We start from the raw sequence: 19,295 nt of genomic DNA on the forward strand, positions 1-19,295 counted from the left end.
TATATTCGCGGTTCTTTCTCGAACCTCTTCCTTATTGGAGCCAAAAGTGCCTCGCTTCTTCGCCATCACCTGCTAACGCTGACGAAATGCTCTCTGCAGCATCGTTCGGCGCGTTGACGCCCCCGATTGCTGCGGCACTGCTCCCTCCGCACACGTATCCGAGACGCTAGTCTCGATCGTCCACGCCCGAACACGTCGTCAGCACCCCTGACCCTGTATGGACACGCCCCGGTGAACGCGGCGTGGGACGCTATGTTTTTACAATCTTTACCCTTATTCAAATACCCGCGCACGCCGCACCTGGAAGGCTCGCGCCTGCAGGACGGCGATGACGGTTCCGACCAGATGCCCCTGAAAAAGCTGGCCGGCCAGTACGTCGTCATCGAGGAAAAAATCGATGGCGCCAACTCTGCCGTGTCGTTCAGCGATGCGGGCGAGGTGCTGCTGCAGTCGCGCGGCCATTACCTGGCGGGCGGCGGCAGCGAACGCCAGTTCAACCTGTTGAAACCGTGGGCGCACGCGCATGAACACGCCTTGCTGCATCTGCTGGAAGACCAGTATGTGCTGTTTGGCGAATGGTCGTACAGCAAGCATTCCGTGTTTTACGATCGCTTGCCCCATTACTTCAACGAGTTCGACGTGTATTGCCGCCGCACCCAGATGTTTTTGTCCACGGCGCGCCGCCACGTCATGCTGGCCGGCTCGCCCGTGCTCTCCGTCCCCGTGCTGTATGCGGGCAAGATGCCCTCGTCGCCCAAACAGTTGTGGCAGTTGCTGCGCCATTCGCTGGCCAAGTCCCAACTGTGGCGCGACGCTTTTGAAACCGCGGTGGCACGCGAACGCCTGCCGCTGGACCTGTGCTGGAAGCAGACGGACAAGTCCGACCACGCGGAAGGCCTGTACCTGAAAGTGGAAGACGACGAGCAAGTGCTGGCCCGCTACAAGCTGGTACGCCATGACTTTACGCAAACCATCCTCGACAGCGGTTCGCACCACAGCACGCGGCCCTTGATCCCGAACCAGCTGGCCGAAGGCGTGGACCTGTACGCGCCGCAGCCGCTGGTGACGTGGGAAAGCCTGGGCTTGCACACCTGCCAGTCGCTCGATGAACTGGCAACCTTCTCAAGGAGTACAAGATGAACTGGAAACAGTTACAACAACTGGTGCCGCCAGCGGGCCAGTCGCCCGATTTCAATGCCTGCCTGGCCGCCTTCCCGCAGCTGGAACTGGCGAAAACGACGCCGCAAAACCCCGTGTATCACGCGGAAGGCGATGTGTGGACGCATACGATGATGGTGGTGGAATCCCTGCTGGCCATGCCCGATTACCAGCAAGCGACGCGGGCGGAACAGGAAATCGTGTTCCTCGCCGCCTTGCTGCACGACGTGGCCAAGTGCAGCACCACGGTGATCGACCCGGTGACGGGCGCCATCGGCCAGCCCGGCCACTCGCGCAAGGGCGCCCTCGATGCGCGCATCGCCCTGTGGGATTGCGACGTGCCGTTTGCCGCGCGCGAGGAAATCTGCCGCCTGATTAACGTACATCAAGTGCCCTTCTTTGCGCTGGAAACGTCGCGGCGCGGCGTCACGCCGGAATTTACCGTGCGCGAACTGTCGTGGCAGGTCGATATCCGCTTGCTGGCCATGCTGGCCGAAGCCGATATCCGTGGACGGATCTGTCCCGATCCGCAGCGCATACTCGACGCCATCGAGCTGTTCCGCGAACTGGCGCGCGAGGAGGGTTGCTACGGCCAGCGCAAGGCCTTTGTCGATGATCACACGCGCGTCAAATATTTTCGCGGCGCCGAGGCGCATCCCGACTACCCCCTGTTCCAGGAGCCGGGTTCGCACGTGATCGTGATGTCGGGCTTGCCTGCTTCGGGCAAGAATACGTGGGTGGAGAAGCACCATCCGCGCCTGCCCGTCGTGTCCTTCGACGATGCGCGGATGGCCTTGGGCTTGAAGCACGGCAAGAACGAAGGGCAGGTGGGCGACTATGCGGAAGAGCGGGCGCGCGAACTGCTGCGCAAGGGCGAACCGTTCGTGTGGAACGCCACGCATCTGTCAAAACTGATGCGCGAAAAGACGCTCAACCTGCTGTATAAATACCACGCGCAGGTGGAACTCGTGTACCTGGAGCAGCCACGCAAGGAGTTATTGCGGCGCAATGGCCAGCGCGACACATCGCTCAGTAACAAGAAGCTGCAGTCGATGCTGTGGAACTGGGAAATCCCCTTGCCGATGGAAGCGCATGCCGTGCGTTACTGTGTCGCTTGAGGCGCCAGCAAAGGTGCGGCGCTTCATTCGGCCGGCTGTTTGATCGTTTCCGGGGAAATCAAAATAACAACACTTATTTTTAAAATTGCAACAAAGTGAGTATATTGCGACTTTTTCATTTATTACAATGAATTGCCTGGATAGCCGCATTGCCGGGCTGCGGCGCGAGGGGCTAGCCTCGCGTTTCCCGTGTGAATCACTGGCTGATCCACGTCCCCCTCATTGAATGAACAGGAGTCATCGATGCACAAATCTCTCATCGCATTGGCCGCAGCCGCCATGGTTGGCTTTGGCGCCATGTCTTCCGCACAGGCGGCTACCGAGACCATCACCTTCAGCGCCGACCGCGCCCTGGGTGCCACCAATTGGTCAGACACCCTGGGATTGGGCAAGTTCGACAGCAACCTCGGTACCTTGACCTCGATCAAGTTCCACCTGGAAGGCGCCGTACAGGGCAGCGGCAAGGCGGAAAGCCTTGACGCCAGCGCCTCCGACGTGACCCTGAGCCTGGCGTCGCTGCTGACCTTGTACCGTCCCGACAATTCCACCTTGCTGGTGGCTAACCCACTGTTCACGCAGACGTTCGCCCTGAGCGCCTTCGATGGCAGCATCGACTTTGCAGGCACCTCGGGTGCCAATACAGGACCCCGGTCCAGCACGGGCGCCAACTCCTACACGAGCGGCAGTGCCAGCGACTTTGCCCTGTTTTCCTCGGCCGGCGGTGGCTTGATCCAGCTGGGCCTGAACGCCATCGGTTCCTCGACGGGCAGCGGTTCCGGTAATTTGCTGACCCAATTCCAGACGGCCGCTTCCGGCCGCGTGGCAGTGACGTATGAATACATCAGCGCCGTGCCGGAACCGGAAACGTATGTGATGCTGCTGACAGGGCTGGCGCTGGCCGGCGTGATGACGCGCCGCCGCAAGTCCATGGTGTGATCAGCGTTTCCCGCGCCCGGCGAGCAGCTGGGCGATTTCGCTGAACAGTTCATTGTTCAGCGAGGCGGGCAGGGTGGTGGCCAGGCTGCGGCCGTAGTAGGCGCCCAGGTCCAGGCCCAGGCCCAGCCCGCAAATCTCAATGGCGCCCTGCGCTTCGCGGCGCGCCACCACTTGTTTCAGATGTTGCGCCAGGTAAAACTCGTCGTTGGCCAGATTCGTGGCCGTATCCATCGGGCAGCCGTCGGACACGACGAGCAGGATGCGCCGCCGTTCCGGGCGCGCCAGCATGCGGCTGCACGCCCAGTCCACGGCTTCGCCATCGACGCCTTCGCGGTACAGGTCCGCTTTCAGCAGGGCCGCGATGTCGGGCCGCGCGCGGCGCCAGCTCGTATCGCCATCCTTGAAGACCATGTGCACGAGTTCATTCAGACGGCCCGGGTTGGCGGGCGAACGGGCGCGCATCCAGTCGCGCCTGACACGTCCCCCGTTCCACGCGCCCGTCGTAAAGCCCAGTAACTCCGTGCTGATCCCGGCCTGGTCCAGCGCGCGCAGCAGAATGTCGAGCAGCACGGCCACGGATTCCGCATGCGTCTTCATGGAGCCGGAGCAGTCGACGAGAAAGGTGACGAGGCAATCGGCCTGCGGCAGGAATTGTTCCTTGCGAAACAGCCTGCGTTCGGACGGCGAGCTGATCAGCTGCGCCAGGCGCCGGCCATCGATAGTGCCCTCTTCCTCGCCGAACGACCAGCCGTCGCGCTCGGGTAGGGCCAGCAGTTGCGTGAAACGCCGCGCCAGGCGGGCCGTGTTGATGCCCAGGCTGGCAATGCGCGCATCCATGCGTTCGCGGTATTCGAGCAGCAGGGCGCGGCGCACCAGCTCGCCCGCTTTTTCTTCGCGGTCGTACGCCGTGCTGTAAATCCGGTAGGCGCCATCGCCGTCGCTGAAGGCGCGGCTTTCGCCCAGCGGTGCGCTATCGGGAACGTTGTCATTCTCGCTGTCGAAATCGAGCAGCAGCTTGAAGGCTGCCTGCGCCTTGGCATCGCCGGCCTCGTCCTGGCTGCCGTCGCGCGCCGTTTGCGCATCTTGCAGCATGGCGTCGACGGCGTGGGCGATGGCCAGAGAGTGGCGCGCAAAGGCCGCCTGGTCCATGCGGTGGCGGCGCAATCCGGCCAGGTCGCCGCTCAATTGCGAAGAGATGGACCAGCGCGTCGCTTCGATGAAATCTTCCGTCTTTTCTAGCACGGGCCGCGCCGTCAGGCGCGACCAGCACATCTGGAATACCGTGTACAACAGCAAGCCCGAGGCGCCCTCGGCCAGGCCGGAATCGTAGAACGCATGCGACCATGCAGTAAAACGGTGGCGCAGGTTGCCGATGACGCCAGCGTGGTGCTCGGGCGCAAGCGTTTCCACTCTTAACTGTTCCAGCAGCTCGAACACGAGGCGAGCCACGGGCTCGGCAGGGCAGAGCGACTTGTGCAAGGCGGCGTCCGTGTGCAGCAGGCGCAGGGCGACGCTGTCTGCCGCGCCGCGCAGCGAGGGCAAATCCTGCAGCGCCGCATCGGGCTGCAGATGGGCTGCGTGGATGGGCAGGGGGCGGTGGCCATCGTGCAGGCGCCGGCCACGGTAGCGGATGGAAGACACGCCGCTCAGCGCGCGGATGGCGCCCGCGCACAACTCGTCCGTTTCCTGCTGTTCGCGCGTGTAGGCGGCAGGCGCGGTCGCTTCCGTACTCATGCCTGGCTCGCCAGCAATTCCTCATTGAAACAGCGCTGGTAATACTCGGCCACCATGGGCCGCTCGGCCTCGTCGCATTTGTTGAGGAAGGACAGGCGGAAAGCCAGCGCCGGGTCGCGGAAGATCTGGCAATTCTCGGCCCAGGTAATCACCGTGCGCGGCGACATCAGGCAGGCCAGGTCGCCCGCCGCATAACCGTGGCGCGTGAGGCTGGCCACGGCCACCATGGCGGCTGCCAGCTGGCGGCCCGCCTCGTCGTTCATGGCGGGAACACGGGCCAGTACGATCTCCGTTTCTTCCGCCTGCGGCAAATAGTTCAGGGTAGCAACGATATTCCAGCGGTCGATCTGCGCGTGATTGAGCACCTGCGTGCCGTGGTACATGCCGTTCAGGTTGCCGAGTCCCACCGTATTCGACGTGGCGAACAGGCGGAAGTGGGGATGCGGCGTGATGACCCGGTTCTGGTCGAGCAGGGTGAACTTGCCGTCGCGCTCGAGGATGCGCTGGATGACGAACATCACGTCGGGGCGGCCCGCGTCGTACTCGTCGAAGATCAGGGCCACGGGACGCTGCAGCGACCAGGGCACGATGCCTTCCTGGAATTCGGTCACCTGCTGCTGCTCGCGCAGCACGATGGCGTCCTTGCCGACCAGGTCCAGGCGGCTGATGTGGCCGTCCAGGTTGACCCGCACGCAAGGCCAGTTCAGGCGCGCCGCCACCTGCTCGATATGCGTGGACTTGCCCGTGCCGTGCAAGCCCTGCACCATCACGCGGCGGTTGTGGGTGAAGCCGGCGAGGATGGCCAGGGTCACGTCCTGGTTGAAGCGGTAGGCGGGATCGATGTCGGGCACGTGCGGATCGCGTTCCGTGAAGACGGGCACGCGCAGGTCGCTGTCGATATTGAACAGGCTGCGCACGGACTGCAAGGTTTGCGCCGCTGCGGCGGGGGGATGTTGGCGTGAATCTGGCACCTTGTTCTCCTGTGAAACCGCAGCATGGGCGCTACGGCGGTTATGAGTGACCGGCTTGCAATGCGTCGTCGTCCCCGCCCGTCGTCGGCATGGTTTCCGATTCGATGGCGGCCAGGGCTTGCGCGGCGCGTTGCAATGCTGGCAAGAAATGTAAAGCCTTGTCGTGCGTTAAACGGATGATGGGCGCCTGGATGGCCACGGCCAGGTTCGAGCGGCCGTTCGGGTTCGGCACCAGTACGGCCACGCACAGCAGGCCGGGCAGGAATTCTTCGTCGTCCAGCGCATAGCCATTGCGGCGCACCAGTTCCAGTTCGCGTTCCAGCTTGACGGGGTCCGTTTCCGTCTTGTCCGTAAAGCGCGTCAATTCCATGTGGCCCAGCAGGCGGCGCCGTTGCACGGGCGTCATTTGCGCCAGGAACAGCTTGCCGCTGGACGAGCAGTGGGCCGGCACGCGCGAACCGGGATGCAGGTAGAAGCGCAGCGGGGCCGCCGTTTCCACGCGGTCCAGGTACACCACTTCGCTGCCGCTGAAGGCCGTCAGGTTGCAGCTTTCGCCCACTTCCTCGACCAGCTGGCGCAAGACCATGCGGCGGGCGCCATGGAAAGTGTTGTTAATCAGCAGGTTCGATGCGAGGCGGCGCAGGCGCACGCCCGTGCTGTAGTGGCGGCCATCGCTTTCGCGCTGCAGCACGCCCACGCTTTCCAGCTGTTGCAGCATGCGGTGCAGGGTCGGCTTGGGCAGCCCCGTTTCTTCCACCAGCGCTTGCAGCGACAGCAACTGGTCTTTTTCGGCAATCACTTCCAGCAAGGCAAACAAACGCATCGTGGGCGTGTCGCCTTCCAGTTTTTCCGGCTCAAGTTTTGGGGATGAAATCATGTCCATGGTGGCCTCGGTTGGGTAGCTATGAGTGTTACTTCAGCTTATTTCATTTTCGAACTCAAATTGTACCGTTTCCTTGAAAATCTGTTTGACTTTTGATTGCTGAACGCTTAAATTGAATTGTATATCAAATTTCGGAACAAAATATACCGATTTTTAATAAATGAGTTGATAATTTCAACAGCTTCAATCACCACAGACCAGGAGACACCCATGAATGACATGACCGAGCAAAAAGCCGCCGCCGCAGCGGCCATCCCCACCGGACCGCAAAAGATGACGCCTTCCGAAGCGTTCGTGGAAACCCTGGCCGCCAATGGCGTGACCGACATGTTCGGCATCATGGGCTCGGCCTTCATGGACCCGATGGATATTTTTGCCCCGGCCGGCATCCGTTTGATTCCCGTCGTGCACGAGCAGGGCGCCGGCCACATGGCCGACGGCTATGCCCGCGTCTCGGGCCGCCATGGCGTGGTCATCGGGCAGAACGGCCCCGGCATCAGCAATTGCGTGACCGCCATCGCCGCCGCCTACTGGGCGCATACGCCCGTCGTCATCATCACGCCGGAGACAGGCACGATGAGCATGGGCCTGGGCGGCTTCCAGGAAGCGAACCAGTTGCCGATGTTCGAGGAATTCACGAAATATCAAGGCCACGTGACGAATCCGGCCCGCATGGCGGAATTCACGGGCCGTTGTTTTGATCGCGCCATGTCGGAAATGGGCCCGACGCAATTGAACATCCCGCGCGACTATTTCTATGGTGAAATCAAGGCGGAAATCCCGAAGCCGAACCGCCTGGATCGCGGCGCCGGCGGCGAGCAAAGCCTCAATGATGCGGCGGAATTGCTGGCCAAGGCCAAGTTCCCTGTGATCATCTCGGGCGGCGGCGTCGTCATGGGCGAAGCCATCGAAGAGTGCAAGGCGCTGGCCGAACGCCTGGGCGCGCCCGTCGTCAACAGCTACCTGCATAACGACTCCTTCCCTGCCAGCCATCCGCTGTGGTGCGGCCCGCTCGGCTACCAGGGTTCCAAGGCAGCCATGAAACTGATCGCCCAGGCCGACGTCGTCGTGGCCCTCGGTTCGCGCCTGGGACCGTTCGGCACCTTGCCGCAGCACGGCATGGATTACTGGCCGAAAAACGCGAAAATCATCCAGATCGACGCGGACAACAAGATGCTCGGGCTGGTAAAAAAGATTTCGGTCGGCATCTGCGGCGACGCCAAGGCGGCCGCCAAGGCGATTATTGCCCGCCTGGATGGCAAGACGCTCGATTGCGACGCCACGCGCGACGAGCGCTACGCCACCGTGCAAGCGGAAAAGGCCGCGTGGGAAGAAGAGCTGACCAACTGGACGCATGAAAAGGATGCGTACAGCCTGGACATGATCGAAGAGCAAAAGAAAGAGCCGGGCAACTATCTGCACCCGCGCCAGGTCTTGCGCGAGCTGGAAAAAGCGATGCCGGAAGACGTGATGGTGTCGACCGACATCGGCAACATCAACTCGGTGGCGAACAGCTATCTGCGCTTTGAAAAGCCGCGCAGCTTCTTTGCGGCGATGAGCTTTGGCAACTGCGGCTATGCCTTCCCGACCATCATCGGCGCGAAAGTGGCCGCACCGCACCGTCCGGCCGTGTCGTATGCGGGCGACGGCGCCTGGGGCATGAGCCTGATGGAAACGATGACCTGCGTGCGCCACAACATTCCCGTCACGGCTGTGGTCTTCCACAACCGCCAGTGGGGCGCGGAAAAGAAAAACCAGGTCGATTTCTACAACCGCCGCTTCGTCGCCGGTGAGCTCGACAACCAGAGCTTCGCGGAAATTGCGCGCGCCATGGGCGCCGAAGGCATCACGGTCGACAAGCTGGAAGACGTGGGCCCGGCCTTGAAGAAGGCCATCGACATGCAGATGAATGAAGGCAAGACCACCATCATCGAAATCATGTGCACGCGCGAGCTGGGCGACCCGTTCCGCCGCGATGCGCTGAGCAAACCTGTGCGTCACCTGGATAAATATAAAGACTATGTTTGATGTGATGGTGTTGTTGGATTACGCCCTGGCGGGCTAATCCAACCTACGCAATTGACGCGTGGTGCTGGCGTAGGTTGGATTAGCCGGGCGCAAGCCCGGCGTAATCCGACACAGCGCTGTGACCAAATTCTCACAGATTGTCACGAAAGCATCATAATTTCATTAAAGAATACAAGGCGTCCCGTTTTTTGAATTATTTGATTTGACAAGGCCATGCTTAAGGCTTAAATTCAATAAAAGACAAAAAACGGAACGTAGCGTATCAAAAACGATTTACGGAGACAACCATGAACCACCCTGTACCGCACACTGACGCCGTCACCACGGACTTCCTGCAAGCATTCGGCGATGCATGGAACCGCCACGATATCGAGGCCCTGATGGCCGCCATGGCCGACGATTGCGAATTCCACGCCGTCGCCGGTCCCGAGCTTCTGGGCAAGAGCTTCATCGGCCGCGACGCCGTGCGCGCCGGCTTCGAGCTGGCCTGGCAAACCTTCCCCGACGCCGCCTGGCTTAACCCCGTGCATTTCGTCAGCGGCGAACGGGGCGTGACGGAGTCGACCTTTGCCGGCACCAAGGCGGACGGCACGCGCATCGAAGCGCGCATGGTCGATATCTTCACCTTCCGCGATGGCAAGATCGCCGTCAAGAATGCTTTCCGCAAGGATCGCCCACCCGTCGTCACAGTCTGAGCCAGCACGTTCACCAGGAATGACCATGAACAAACCTGTCGACACCCCGCCTGGCGTAATGGGCAACAACAGCACCGCCGCCCGCACGCCCTACGATCCCGCCTTCGATCCGCTGGTGGCCCAGCGCCCCGGCCACGGCAATGCCTACGCGCCCACCTACTGGATCGGCACGGCCGGCGAGCCGCCCGCCGACGACGGCCCCATCACGCATGACATCGACGTCGACGTGGCCATCATCGGTTCCGGCTTCACGGGCTTGTCCTGCGCCATCTTTTTGGCCCAGGAACACGGCATCAAGGCCACCGTGCTGGAAGCGAACCGGGTCAGCTGGGGCTGCAGCACGCGCAACGGCGGCCAGGCGCAATGCACGACGGGCCGCCTGAAACGCTCGCAGTGGATAGACCGCTATGGGCTGGACACGGCCCTGAAACTGCACGCGGAAGTGTGCGATGCGATGGAAACGTTCAAGAAGATCACGGCCGACATCGATTGCGACCCGCAGCCGGGCGGCCACCTGTACATCGCCCACAAAGCGAAAGCCATGCCCGCGCTGGAAAAAGAAGCCAAGGTCATGCGCGAGATCTTCAAGTACGACGCCCGCATCCTCGACGCCGACACCGTCAAGCGCGAATTCGTCGACGACAAGGAAGCGGCCGGCGCGCTGCACGAGCCGGAAGGCATCGGCATCCATGCAGGCAAGCTGGCGTTCGGCTACCTGCGCAAGGCGCGCGCGCTGGGCGCCAAGGTGCACCCGTCCAGCCCCGTGATGGGCTGGGAAACGCGCAACGGCGTGCATTATCTGCAAACGCCGGGCGGCGTAGTGCGTGCCCGATCCGTCGCCGTGGCCACGGGCGGCTACACCTCGCCGCACCTGCATCCGCAAGTGAAGAACCGCTTGCTGCCGATTCTGTCGAATTCGCTCGTCACGCGTCCGCTGACCCCGGCGGAAATCGAGGCGTGCAACTTCCGCACCCACCAGGTGATCACGGATACGCGCATCCTGCGCCACTACTACCGCCTGATGCCGGACAACCGCGTGCAGATCGGCAGCCGCAGCGCCATCACGGGCGCCGACGCGCCGGACGACAAGTACAAACAGTTTTTGATCAACGATCTGCACCGCAAGTTCCCCGCGCTGACCGGGATCGCCATCGATTATTCGTGGTGGGGCTGGGTCGACGTCAGCCACGACATGATGCCGCGCATCGTGCAACCGGACCCGAAGCAATCGATCTTCTATTCGCTCGGCTACGGCGGCAACGGCGTCATGTACTCGGCGCAGGCGGGCCGGCGCATGGCCGAGCGTATCGCCGGCAAGGCCAGCGATACGGGCTTGCCGATCTTCAATTCCAAATTGCCGTATCCCAACATGATGGAACTGGTCGAGTCGCAAGCGTTCGCCCCGTTCCGCCGCCTGGGCCAGCGCTTCCTGTACCGCTGGTATCACTTGAAGGATGAAGTGTTTTAAATAGCAGTAGCCGTACTAAGCCGCCGCATGCGTTGACATAGATCGACCAGCGGCGCCTCCCGCGAGGGATGAGATTGCCCGCACGTTCACACATAACAATAACTTGGAGTGAGACATGAACACAAATACGAGCAAAAACACGGTTTTTTCAACGATGCGCCGCGCCGTCCTCGGCACCCTGGTACTGGGCGTTACCCTTGCTTCCAGCGGTACCGCCTTCGCGCAAGGCAAGGAAGTGACGATTGCCTACCAGGAAATCAACGGTCCCTTCCTGGTGGCCATCGCCAGCGGCGAAGTGGAAAAAACCACCGGCTATAAAATCAACTGGCGCAAGTTCGATTCGGGCGCCAAGGTGGCTACCGGCATGGCTTCCGGCGACGTGCAGATCGGCGTCATCGGTTCCAGCCCCCTGACGGCGGCCGTCAGCCGCGGCGTCGATCTGCAGCTGTTCTGGATCATCGACGACATCAATGAAGCCGAAGCGATGGTGGCCCGCAATGGCGCCGGCATCACCAAGCCGGCGGATTTGCGCGGCAAGAAGATCGCCGTGCCTTTCGTGTCCACCACACACTTCCACACCATGTTCGCGCTGGAAACGTGGGGCATCAAGCCCACGGAAGTGAAATTGCTGAACATGCAGCCTAACCAGATCGCCGCCGCCTGGGAGCGGGGCGACATCGACGCCGCCTTCGTGTGGGACCCGGCCTTGAGCAAACTCAAGCAAAACGGCAAGGTCCTCGTCACGTCCGGCGAACTGAGCAAGAAGGGCAAGGCCACGTTTGACGGCATGGCCGTCGAGCGCGCCTGGGGCGAAGCGAACGCGGACTTCATGGCCAAGTTCGTCAAGGTGATGGCCGCCGCCGACGCCGACTACCGCGCCAATCCCAAGGCGTGGACCATTGACTCCCCGCAAGTGAAAGCCAACGTCAAGCATTCGGGCGCGGCCGCCAAGGACGTGGCCGCTTCCGTGGCCCTGTACGCCTATCCATCTCTGCAGGAGCAGGCCTCGCCGGCCTGGCTCGGCGGCGGCGCGAAGGGCGGTGTGGCGCAAGCCTTGCTGGCCACGGCGCAATTCCTGAAGGGCGAAGGCAAGATCGACACCTTGGCTACCGATTACGCCAAATATGTGACACCCAGGTATGCACAGGCCGCCGGCCTGCTGAAGTAAACGTTGTGCAATGGCGCGCCTGCGGGCGCGCTGACTGAACAGAATGCGTTGAACTGAAGTGACTACACCTATGCGGGGCACACGATGGAAAATCTCTACGTCAAGGATGTCAGCGTGATTTATCCGGGCAAGACGGCCGGTGAACGCGTACATGCCTTAAATAATATCAACCTGACCATCAATAGCGGCGACTTTGTCGTCGCCCTGGGCGCCTCGGGCTGCGGCAAGACTACCTTGCTGAGTCTGATGGCGGGCTTTATCGCCCCCTCCAAGGGCGAGATCATGCTCGGCGACAACAAGGTCGAGGGGCCGGGCGCCGACCGGGGCGTCGTGTTCCAGAAACATGCCTTGCTGCCATGGCTGAACGTGATGGAAAACGTGGAATTCGGCCTCAAGCTGCAAGGCGTGGCGAAGGCCGTGCGGCGCGAACAGGCGGCAAAAAATCTGGCGCTGGTGGGCTTGAAGGATTTTCACGACAATATGATTTATCAGTTGTCGGGCGGCATGCAGCAAAGGGTGGGCATCGCCCGCGCCCTGACCAGCAATCCGGCCATGCTGCTGATGGATGAACCGATGGCGGCGCTCGATGCGTTGACGCGCGAAACCATCCAGGAATTGCTGCTCGATATCTGGGCCAAGTCCAGCACCATGTTCTTCTTCATTACCCACAGCGTCGACGAGGCGCTGTTCCTGGCGAACCGGCTGATCGTCATGTCGCCCCGTCCGGGCCGCATCACGCATACGTATGAACTCGATTTCAACAAGCGCTTCCTCGAGTGCCGCGATGCGCGCGCCGTGAAATCGAGCCCGGACTTCATCAAGATGCGCGAAACGGTGCTCAACATCATTTATGGCGACGAACGCGCCGTCAATAAAGAGCTGGAGGTGTCCCATGCATAGCCCATCCGTCGTGGGATTTCCTCCCACCACCGCCAAGCGCGCCGGCTTTTTCTCGCGCCTGTTCGCTCCCCGTTGCGCCATGCCCGGCGAAGCGTTCGGCGCGCCGGGGCAGGGCAATTCCAGCCGCATCGCCACCGTCACCGTCATCGCCGTACTGCTGCTGTGGTTTGGCGTGACGGCCAGCGGCATGGTCAAGCCGCTGTTTCTGCCGTCGCCGCAAGCCGTGTATGAAAAATTCATCATGGCGGCCACCACGGGTTTCGGCGGCGCCACCCTGTGGGAACACACCGTCGCCAGTCTGGTGCGCGTGTTTGGCGCCTTTGGCCTGGCTTGCCTGTTCGCCATTCCCATCGGCGTGATGATGGGCGTGAACCGCGTGGCGCGCGGCATCTTCGATCCCTTGATCGAGTTCTACCGTCCGTTGCCGCCGCTCGCTTACTTGCCACTGGTCATCATCTGGTTCGGCATCGGCGAGTTTTCGAAGGTCTACCTGATCTTCCTGGCCATCTTCGCGCCGATGGCGATCGCGGCCCGCGCCGGCGTCAGCTCCGTATCGCTGGAGCAAATCCACGCGGCGTACTCGATGGGCGCCACGCGTTTCCAGGTCATCGTGCACGTGATCCTGCGGGCCGCGATTCCGGAAATCCTCACCGGCATGCGCATCGGCATCGGCGTGGGCTGGACCACCCTGGTGGCTGGCGAGATGGTGGCGGCCACGCGCGGTCTCGGCTACATGGTGCTGAGCGCTTCCGAGTTCCTGGCCAGCGATGTGGTGATCATGGGCATTATCGTGATCGGCTTCTTCGCTTTCCTGTTTGATTTGATGATGCGTTACCTCGAACGTACCCTCGTGCCATGGAAGGGCAAGGTGTAAGACGTTCCCGGGAGTGGCGCGCACGCCACAAGTGTTGCCGCCGCTCCCATTTTTTAAGCAGCAATAACTCAGCAATACCCCGTACTTACTCTCCAGCGCGCTTGCCCCTTGGGCACCGCGCCGGGCCGCTGCATTTCCAGATTGACTTATGGAATGCGGCCAACCAGACTGATTCACACGATGTATCGATGCTGCTTGACGGTGTTGCCTAAATAAAACAAAGCCGCGCGGCAAGAACAAGCCGCAGCAGGCAGGGCGCACCGAGCTTCAGAGATTTTCAGGAGACAAAACATGATTAGCGAATCGCATAACAGTACCGGCTTGCAGCACTCGCTCAAGCAACGCCACATGAGCATGATCGCCATCGGCGGCGTGATCGGCGCCGGCCTCTTTGTCGGCAGCGGCGTCATCGCCAAGGCCGCCGGCCCGGCCGCCATCCTTTCCTTCCTGCTCACGGGCGGCCTCGTCGTCCTGATCATGCGCATGCTGGGCGAGCTGGCTTCATCCCTGCCCGTGGTCGGCTCCTTCTACGAATATGCGCGCCTGGCCTTCGACGACAAGCCGAAAGTCTCGAAATTCCTCGGCTTCATGAGCGGCTGGATGTACTGGTATTTCTGGGTCGTCGTCGTGGCCCTGGAAGCCATCGCCGGCGCCAAGCTGGTCAACTTCTGGCTGCCGGACGTACCGTCGTGGGCTATCAGCCTGGTGCTCCTCGTCTCGATGACCATCCTTAACCTGTTCTCGGTCAAGGCCTTCGGCGAATTCGAATTCTGGTTCGCCTCGATCAAGGTCGTCGCCATCATCGTCTTCCTGTTTGTCGGCGCCCTGTTCATCACGGGTAGCTTGCCCAACAGCATCCCGACTCTGGGTTTCTTGACCAGCAACGGCGGCTTCATGCCGCACGGCTGGGGACCAGTGCTCAGTGGCGCCGTCGCCGCCACGGCCTTCTATTCGGGCGCCGAAATCGTCACCATCGCCGCCGCCGAAACGTCGGACCCGGCCAAGGCCATCGCCCGCGCCACCAATTCCGTCATCACGCGCGTGCTGATGTTCTATGTGGGGTCCATGTTTGTCGTCGTCTGCATCGTGCCCTGGGATTCGCCGGCCATCGCCACGCCATTCGTCAGCGCCCTGACCGTCATGAACATCCCGTACGCGGCCCACATCATGAACGCCATCATTTTGACGGCCGTGCTGTCGGCCTTGAATTCCAGCCTGTACGCTTCGTCGCGCATGATCTTTGCGCTGACGCGCCGCGGCGATGCGCCCACGGGCCTGGTCAAGCTGAGCAAGAACGGCGTGCCCATCCGCGCCATTTTGTTCAGCACCCTGTTCGCCTATTTCGCCATTGCCGTATCGTATGTATCGGCCGACCTGGTGTTCCCCTTCATCGTCAATTCCTACGGTATCCTGATCCTGTTTGTGTACCTGCTCATTGCGATATCTCAATTGCGTTTGCGCCGCCGCCTGGAGCGCGAATGCCCGGAACGCATCAAGGTGCGCATGTGGCTGTTCCCTTACCTGACGTATTTCACCATCATCGCCATGCTGGTGATCCTCGGTGCCATGAGCGTGTCGTCCGATACGGAGCAGCGCGTGTCGTTCTGGTTCGGCCTGTTGAGCGTGGTCATCATGAGCGTCATGTACTACATCAAGAAGCTCGTCAACGACGACCGCAACGGCGACAACGAAGCCAAAGTGGAGCTCAAACATGTCTGACACGACCTTGTTGCCCGCCGGCCGGCGCCGCTTCCTGCGTACGACGGCCACCCTGGGCGCCGCCGCAGTGGCGGGGCCAGCCTTGGCCGCCTCTGCCTCCGTTACCCTGCCATTTGAAAATGGCGAGCGCGAACTGGTGGCCTTTCCGCAAAAGCGCCCGCTGATCCTGCTGACCAGCCGTCCTCCCCAGCTGGAAACGCCGTTCAGCGTGTTCAATGAAGGCGCGATCACGCCCAACGATGCGTTTTTCGTGCGCTACCACTGGAGTGGCTTGCCTACCAGCATCGATGGCGACAGCTACCGCCTGCGCATCGCCGGCCTGGTGAAGACTCCCTTGGAACTGTCGCTGGCGGAACTGAAACAGCTGGCCGAGCCGGTCGACGTGGTGGCCGTGACGCAATGCTCGGGTAACAGCCGCGGCTTCTTTGCCCCGCGCGCGAATGGCGGGCAGCTGGGCAATGGCGCCATGGGCAATGCCCGCTGGACGGGCATCCCCCTGAAGACCGTGCTGGAAAAGGCCGGTATCGCGGCCAGCGCCGTGCAAGTAGCCTTCAATGGCCTGGAAGCGCCGCCAGTGGGCGATGGTCCCGACTTCCAAAAAGCCTTGTCCGTCGAGCACATCATGGCGGGCGACGTCATGCTGGCCTGGGCCATGAATGGCGAAGACATTCCTTTCCTCAACGGCTATCCGCTGCGCCTGATTGTGCCAGGCTATTACGGCACTTACTGGGTCAAGCACTTGAGCGACATCACCGTGCTGGACAAGCCATTCGACGGTTTCTGGATGAGCACGGGCTACCGTATCCCCGACAACGGCTCCGGCTTCATCGAGCCGGGCGCACCCGTGGGCAAGACGACGCCGATCAGCCGCCTCAACGTGCGCTCTTTCATCACCAGCGTGCAGGATGGCGCGCAAGTGAAGGCGGGGCGCGACCTGGCCCTGCGCGGCATCGCTTTTGATGGCGGCCAGGGCATCAGCGAGGTGACCGTGTCGCTTGACGGCGGCCAGACGTGGCAGGAAGCGAAGCTGGGCAAGGACCTGGGACGCTACTCGTTCCGTGTATGGACCATGCTCATGAAGGCGCCGCGCAAGGGCAGCCACGTGCTGATGGTGCGCGCCGTCAACCGCATCGGCCAGAGCCAGCCCATGAAAGCCCTGTGGAATCCCATGGGTTATATGCGCAACGTGGTGGAAACCACGCGCATCCAGGCAGTCTGAGGAGATTCACATGCGAATGAAAATATTGATTGCCGCGCTGGCACTGGCGGCGGGTGGTGCGTGCGCGCTGGAAATCCACTTGCCGCCGGAAACGGCGACATACAAACCCAGCGAATTGCCCGGCTACCAGCTGGTGCAGCGCAACTGCATGACGTGCCACGCGGCCCAGTATGCGTCGAGCCAGCCCCCGGCCTCTCCGCGCGCCTATTGGGAAGCCACCGTCAAGAAGATGAAGAAGCCGTTTGGCGCGCAGTTCGACGACGTGGACATGCCGGCCATGGTCGATTACCTGGTGAAAACCTATGGCGTGGAGCGGGGCGCGGCAGCAACGGGCGCGGCCGTCGCCAAACCCGTGGCAGCCGCTGTCCCGGCCGCCAGCGGCAAGGATGTCAAGACCCTGCTGGCGGCGAATGGCTGCATGGCTTGCCATGCGCTCGACCAGAAGGTGGTCGGCCCTGGTTTTACCGAGGTGGCAGCCAGGTACAAGGGCAAGGACGGTGTCGCTGCCGTGGCGGCCAACATCCGCAGTGGCGGCGCGGGCAAATGGGGCCCCGTGCCCATGCCGCCATTCAGCCAGCTGAGCGAAGCGGATGCGGCGAGCCTGGCGAAGTACGTGCTGAACAGATAAGTTCGTCCCGGACGCGCAACAACCCTTAATACCACTTGCCGCCACCCATCCAGCGCGGTATTGCCCGCTGCCATCATGCAGCGGGCCTTTTTTTACTTGTCCCATTCGCCACCGCATCGCTTGCCAACGCAGCGATCGCCAGCACTGGTATTGTAAAAAACACCGTTATATAAAACCACTTGACTACCAATTTAGAGCGTCGCATTCTCTCTGCAGAAAGCCGACGCTTCGCTGTGCTTTCTTTACGTACAACATAAAAAGCTACTTCGATAGTTTTCGTATAACGTTCAGGAGACATTGTGAAGACACGGCAAATTAGCCGGCTGGCCTCGCCTTTGATGGCTGGCCTGCTGGGCAGCGCGCTGCTCGCTTGCGGCGGCAATTCCACCACCGAACCCCCATCGACCCTGCTGGCCGCCACGGCCGCCAGCGATCAGTGCGCGGCCTGGAGCGCCGCTGCCGTCTATACGGCGGGCCAGTGCGCCGTGTATGACGGCAAGGTCTACCGCGCCAAATGGTGGGTGCAGGGCACGGCGCCGAACAACGACCAGTGGGGACCGTGGAGTCTCGATACGGCCACCCCGACGCCGACGCCCACCCCGACACCGACGCCAACGCCGACGCCAACGCCAACGCCCACCCCGACGCCAACGCCCGGCATCCCCACCAAAGCCCAGGCCGAGGCCAACGAGGCGGCGCTGACGAACAACGATTTCTTCCGCAAGGTCAAGGCGTCGATCCGCACCCTGGGCAATACGGCCGTCGAGGCCGTGCAGCCCGGCCTGGCCAGCAATCCGCTCAACGTCAAGCGGGTCGAGCGCCTGCTGCCGGCGGCAAAGTGGGATTACTATTTTGCCGCGCGCGACACCAGTTATACCTATCAGCGTTTCCTGCAAGCCGTAGCCAAGTTCCCCGCCGTGTGCGACGACTACAGCGACGGGCGCAATGCGGACGCCATCTGCCGCCACAGCCTGGCCACCATGTTCGCGCATTTCGTACAGGAAACGGGCGACCATAACGCCAGCAGCCCGCTGCCGCAATGGCGCCAGGGCTTGAAGTATTTGCGCGAGCTGGGCTGCGACGAGACGGGCGCCGGCTGCGGCTACAACGTCGAGTGCGCCGATCCCGTCTTCAACAAGGTCTGGACCTGCGGCAAGAACGCCGATGGCAGCTTCAAGAAGTATTTCGGCCGCGGCGCCAAGCAGCTGTCGTACAACTACAATTACGGCCCATTCTCGCAAGCCATGCATGACGGCGACCAGTCCGTGCTGCTGAAGAACCCGGACCTGGTGGCCTCGACCTGGCTGAACCTGGCCTCGGCCACGTTCTTCTTTGTCTATCCGCAACCGCCGAAGCCGTCGATGCTGCATGTGCTCGACGGCACGTGGGTGCCGAACGCGGCCGATACGACGGCTGGCGCGGGCAATAATTTCGCCACCACCATCATGATCATCAACGCCGAATGCGGGCAGGGCACGGAAAAGCAGGCCGCGCAAAACCGCATCGATTACTACAAGCAATTTGCCGCCGACATGGGCTGGGATTATTCCGGCGAACAATTGTCTTGCGCCAACATGCAACGCTTCACCCCGGCCAGTTCCGCTTCCTACAACATCTATTGGGAAAAGAACTGGAGCGCCGGTGGCGACAACCAATGCCAGCTGGTCAGCTATCAAACCCCGTACAGCGCCTTGCAGGCCGGGAACTACGTGAAATGCGTGGAAGCCAACTGGAATGTGAAGTTGCAGTAGCAGTAAATGCAGGAATAGCCGGCCAGGGATAACAGTTGACAAGAG

At 61.9% G+C, this 19,295-nt stretch carries 16 protein-coding genes; 13 read left to right on the forward strand and 3 right to left on the reverse strand.

Annotation, left to right across the window (positions count from 1 at the left end):
- Positions 1-252: 252 nt before the first annotated feature.
- The 3 genes from CSQ91_RS01305 to CSQ91_RS29110 all read left to right on the forward strand — a co-directional run bounded on the left by CSQ91_RS01305 (position 253) and on the right by CSQ91_RS29110 (position 3,212).
- Positions 253-1,140 carry an RNA ligase family protein gene (locus CSQ91_RS01305; RefSeq protein ID WP_099387162.1) on the forward strand — a complete coding sequence of 296 codons (888 nt, stop codon included), beginning with the start codon at positions 253-255 and terminating at the stop codon, positions 1,138-1,140.
- Positions 1,137-2,276: an AAA family ATPase gene (locus CSQ91_RS01310; RefSeq protein ID WP_099387163.1), complete on the forward strand. Its 1,140-nt coding sequence runs from the start codon at positions 1,137-1,139 to the stop codon at positions 2,274-2,276. Before CSQ91_RS01305 ends, CSQ91_RS01310 begins: the two co-directional genes overlap by 4 nt.
- A 243-nt stretch (positions 2,277-2,519) precedes the next feature.
- On the forward strand, positions 2,520-3,212 hold the full coding sequence (locus CSQ91_RS29110; protein WP_083299541.1) for a choice-of-anchor E domain-containing protein: 693 nt from the start codon (positions 2,520-2,522) through the stop codon (positions 3,210-3,212).
- On the opposite strand, the gene CSQ91_RS01320 is transcribed toward CSQ91_RS29110, so the two are convergent.
- From CSQ91_RS01320 to CSQ91_RS01330, 3 genes are read right to left on the reverse strand one after another with little or no spacing between them, the layout of a single operon-like run.
- Positions 3,213-4,946: a cobaltochelatase CobT-related protein gene (locus tag CSQ91_RS01320; protein WP_099387164.1), complete on the reverse strand. Its 1,734-nt coding sequence runs from the start codon at positions 4,944-4,946 to the stop codon at positions 3,213-3,215. It lies immediately after the preceding gene.
- Positions 4,943-5,917, reverse strand: coding sequence for an AAA family ATPase (locus tag CSQ91_RS01325; RefSeq protein ID WP_244517775.1), 975 nt, complete (start codon positions 5,915-5,917; stop codon positions 4,943-4,945). The genes CSQ91_RS01320 and CSQ91_RS01325 overlap by 4 nt, the downstream gene beginning before the upstream one ends.
- A 40-nt stretch (positions 5,918-5,957) precedes the next feature.
- Positions 5,958-6,794: an IclR family transcriptional regulator gene (locus tag CSQ91_RS01330; RefSeq protein WP_370452797.1), complete on the reverse strand. Its 837-nt coding sequence runs from the start codon at positions 6,792-6,794 to the stop codon at positions 5,958-5,960.
- Positions 6,795-7,019: 225 nt separating this feature from the next.
- Between CSQ91_RS01330 and xsc the strand changes: the two genes are divergently transcribed.
- From xsc to CSQ91_RS01380, 10 genes are all read left to right on the forward strand, one after another.
- Positions 7,020-8,828 carry a sulfoacetaldehyde acetyltransferase gene (gene xsc / locus CSQ91_RS01335; RefSeq protein ID WP_099388521.1) on the forward strand — a complete coding sequence of 603 codons (1,809 nt, stop codon included), beginning with the start codon at positions 7,020-7,022 and terminating at the stop codon, positions 8,826-8,828.
- Between the two features lie 287 nt (positions 8,829-9,115).
- Positions 9,116-9,523 carry a nuclear transport factor 2 family protein gene (locus tag CSQ91_RS01340; RefSeq protein WP_034788413.1) on the forward strand — a complete coding sequence of 136 codons (408 nt, stop codon included), beginning with the start codon at positions 9,116-9,118 and terminating at the stop codon, positions 9,521-9,523.
- 58 nt (positions 9,524-9,581) lie between these two features.
- Positions 9,582-10,991, forward strand: coding sequence for an NAD(P)/FAD-dependent oxidoreductase (locus CSQ91_RS01345; RefSeq protein WP_034788412.1), 1,410 nt, complete (start codon positions 9,582-9,584; stop codon positions 10,989-10,991).
- A 115-nt stretch (positions 10,992-11,106) separates the two neighbouring features.
- Complete coding sequence (gene tauA / locus CSQ91_RS01350; protein WP_373630402.1) at positions 11,107-12,159, forward strand: taurine ABC transporter substrate-binding protein; 1,053 nt, start codon at positions 11,107-11,109, stop codon at positions 12,157-12,159.
- A gap of 84 nt (positions 12,160-12,243) precedes the next feature.
- Positions 12,244-13,059: a taurine ABC transporter ATP-binding protein gene (locus CSQ91_RS01355; protein ID WP_034788398.1), complete on the forward strand. Its 816-nt coding sequence runs from the start codon at positions 12,244-12,246 to the stop codon at positions 13,057-13,059.
- Positions 13,060-13,138: 79 nt separating this feature from the next.
- Positions 13,139-13,933, forward strand: coding sequence for an ABC transporter permease subunit (locus tag CSQ91_RS01360; RefSeq protein ID WP_051959683.1), 795 nt, complete (start codon positions 13,139-13,141; stop codon positions 13,931-13,933).
- Between the two features lie 291 nt (positions 13,934-14,224).
- Positions 14,225-15,652 (forward strand): amino acid permease, encoded by a 1,428-nt coding sequence (locus CSQ91_RS01365; protein ID WP_070254562.1) that lies wholly within the window; start codon positions 14,225-14,227, stop codon positions 15,650-15,652.
- On the forward strand, positions 15,645-16,871 hold the full coding sequence (gene sorA / locus CSQ91_RS01370; protein WP_099387165.1) for a SorA family sulfite dehydrogenase catalytic subunit: 1,227 nt from the start codon (positions 15,645-15,647) through the stop codon (positions 16,869-16,871). The genes CSQ91_RS01365 and sorA overlap by 8 nt, the downstream gene beginning before the upstream one ends.
- Before the next feature lie 10 nt (positions 16,872-16,881).
- Positions 16,882-17,499: a SorB family sulfite dehydrogenase c-type cytochrome subunit gene (gene sorB / locus CSQ91_RS01375; RefSeq protein ID WP_099387166.1), complete on the forward strand. Its 618-nt coding sequence runs from the start codon at positions 16,882-16,884 to the stop codon at positions 17,497-17,499.
- A 299-nt stretch (positions 17,500-17,798) separates the two neighbouring features.
- The gene (locus CSQ91_RS01380; RefSeq protein ID WP_257217188.1) at positions 17,799-19,250 is read left to right on the forward strand and encodes a glycoside hydrolase family 19 protein; all 1,452 of its coding nucleotides are present in this window, start codon (positions 17,799-17,801) and stop codon (positions 19,248-19,250) included.
- Positions 19,251-19,295: the final 45 nt, after the last annotated feature.

Source organism: Janthinobacterium sp. BJB301 (assembly GCF_002735685.1).
GTDB lineage: Bacteria > Pseudomonadota > Gammaproteobacteria > Burkholderiales > Burkholderiaceae_D > Janthinobacterium > Janthinobacterium lividum.

Coding starts and splice junctions, on each gene's coding strand:
- CSQ91_RS01345 (WP_034788412.1), top strand. CDS start 9,582: ATGGGCAACAACAGCACCGCCGCCCGCACGCCCTACGATCCCGCCTTC.
- CSQ91_RS01330 (WP_370452797.1), bottom strand. CDS start 6,794: ATGATTTCATCCCCAAAACTTGAGCCGGAAAAACTGGAAGGCGACACG.
- CSQ91_RS01365 (WP_070254562.1), top strand. CDS start 14,225: ATGATTAGCGAATCGCATAACAGTACCGGCTTGCAGCACTCGCTCAAG.
- CSQ91_RS01310 (WP_099387163.1), top strand. CDS start 1,137: ATGAACTGGAAACAGTTACAACAACTGGTGCCGCCAGCGGGCCAGTCG.
- xsc (WP_099388521.1), top strand. CDS start 7,020: ATGACCGAGCAAAAAGCCGCCGCCGCAGCGGCCATCCCCACCGGACCG.
- CSQ91_RS01305 (WP_099387162.1), top strand. CDS start 253: ATGTTTTTACAATCTTTACCCTTATTCAAATACCCGCGCACGCCGCAC.
- sorA (WP_099387165.1), top strand. CDS start 15,645: ATGTCTGACACGACCTTGTTGCCCGCCGGCCGGCGCCGCTTCCTGCGT.
- CSQ91_RS01320 (WP_099387164.1), bottom strand. CDS start 4,946: ATGAGTACGGAAGCGACCGCGCCTGCCGCCTACACGCGCGAACAGCAG.
- sorB (WP_099387166.1), top strand. CDS start 16,882: ATGCGAATGAAAATATTGATTGCCGCGCTGGCACTGGCGGCGGGTGGT.
- CSQ91_RS01360 (WP_051959683.1), top strand. CDS start 13,139: ATGCCCGGCGAAGCGTTCGGCGCGCCGGGGCAGGGCAATTCCAGCCGC.
- CSQ91_RS01340 (WP_034788413.1), top strand. CDS start 9,116: ATGAACCACCCTGTACCGCACACTGACGCCGTCACCACGGACTTCCTG.
- tauA (WP_373630402.1), top strand. CDS start 11,107: ATGAACACAAATACGAGCAAAAACACGGTTTTTTCAACGATGCGCCGC.
- CSQ91_RS01355 (WP_034788398.1), top strand. CDS start 12,244: ATGGAAAATCTCTACGTCAAGGATGTCAGCGTGATTTATCCGGGCAAG.
- CSQ91_RS29110 (WP_083299541.1), top strand. CDS start 2,520: ATGCACAAATCTCTCATCGCATTGGCCGCAGCCGCCATGGTTGGCTTT.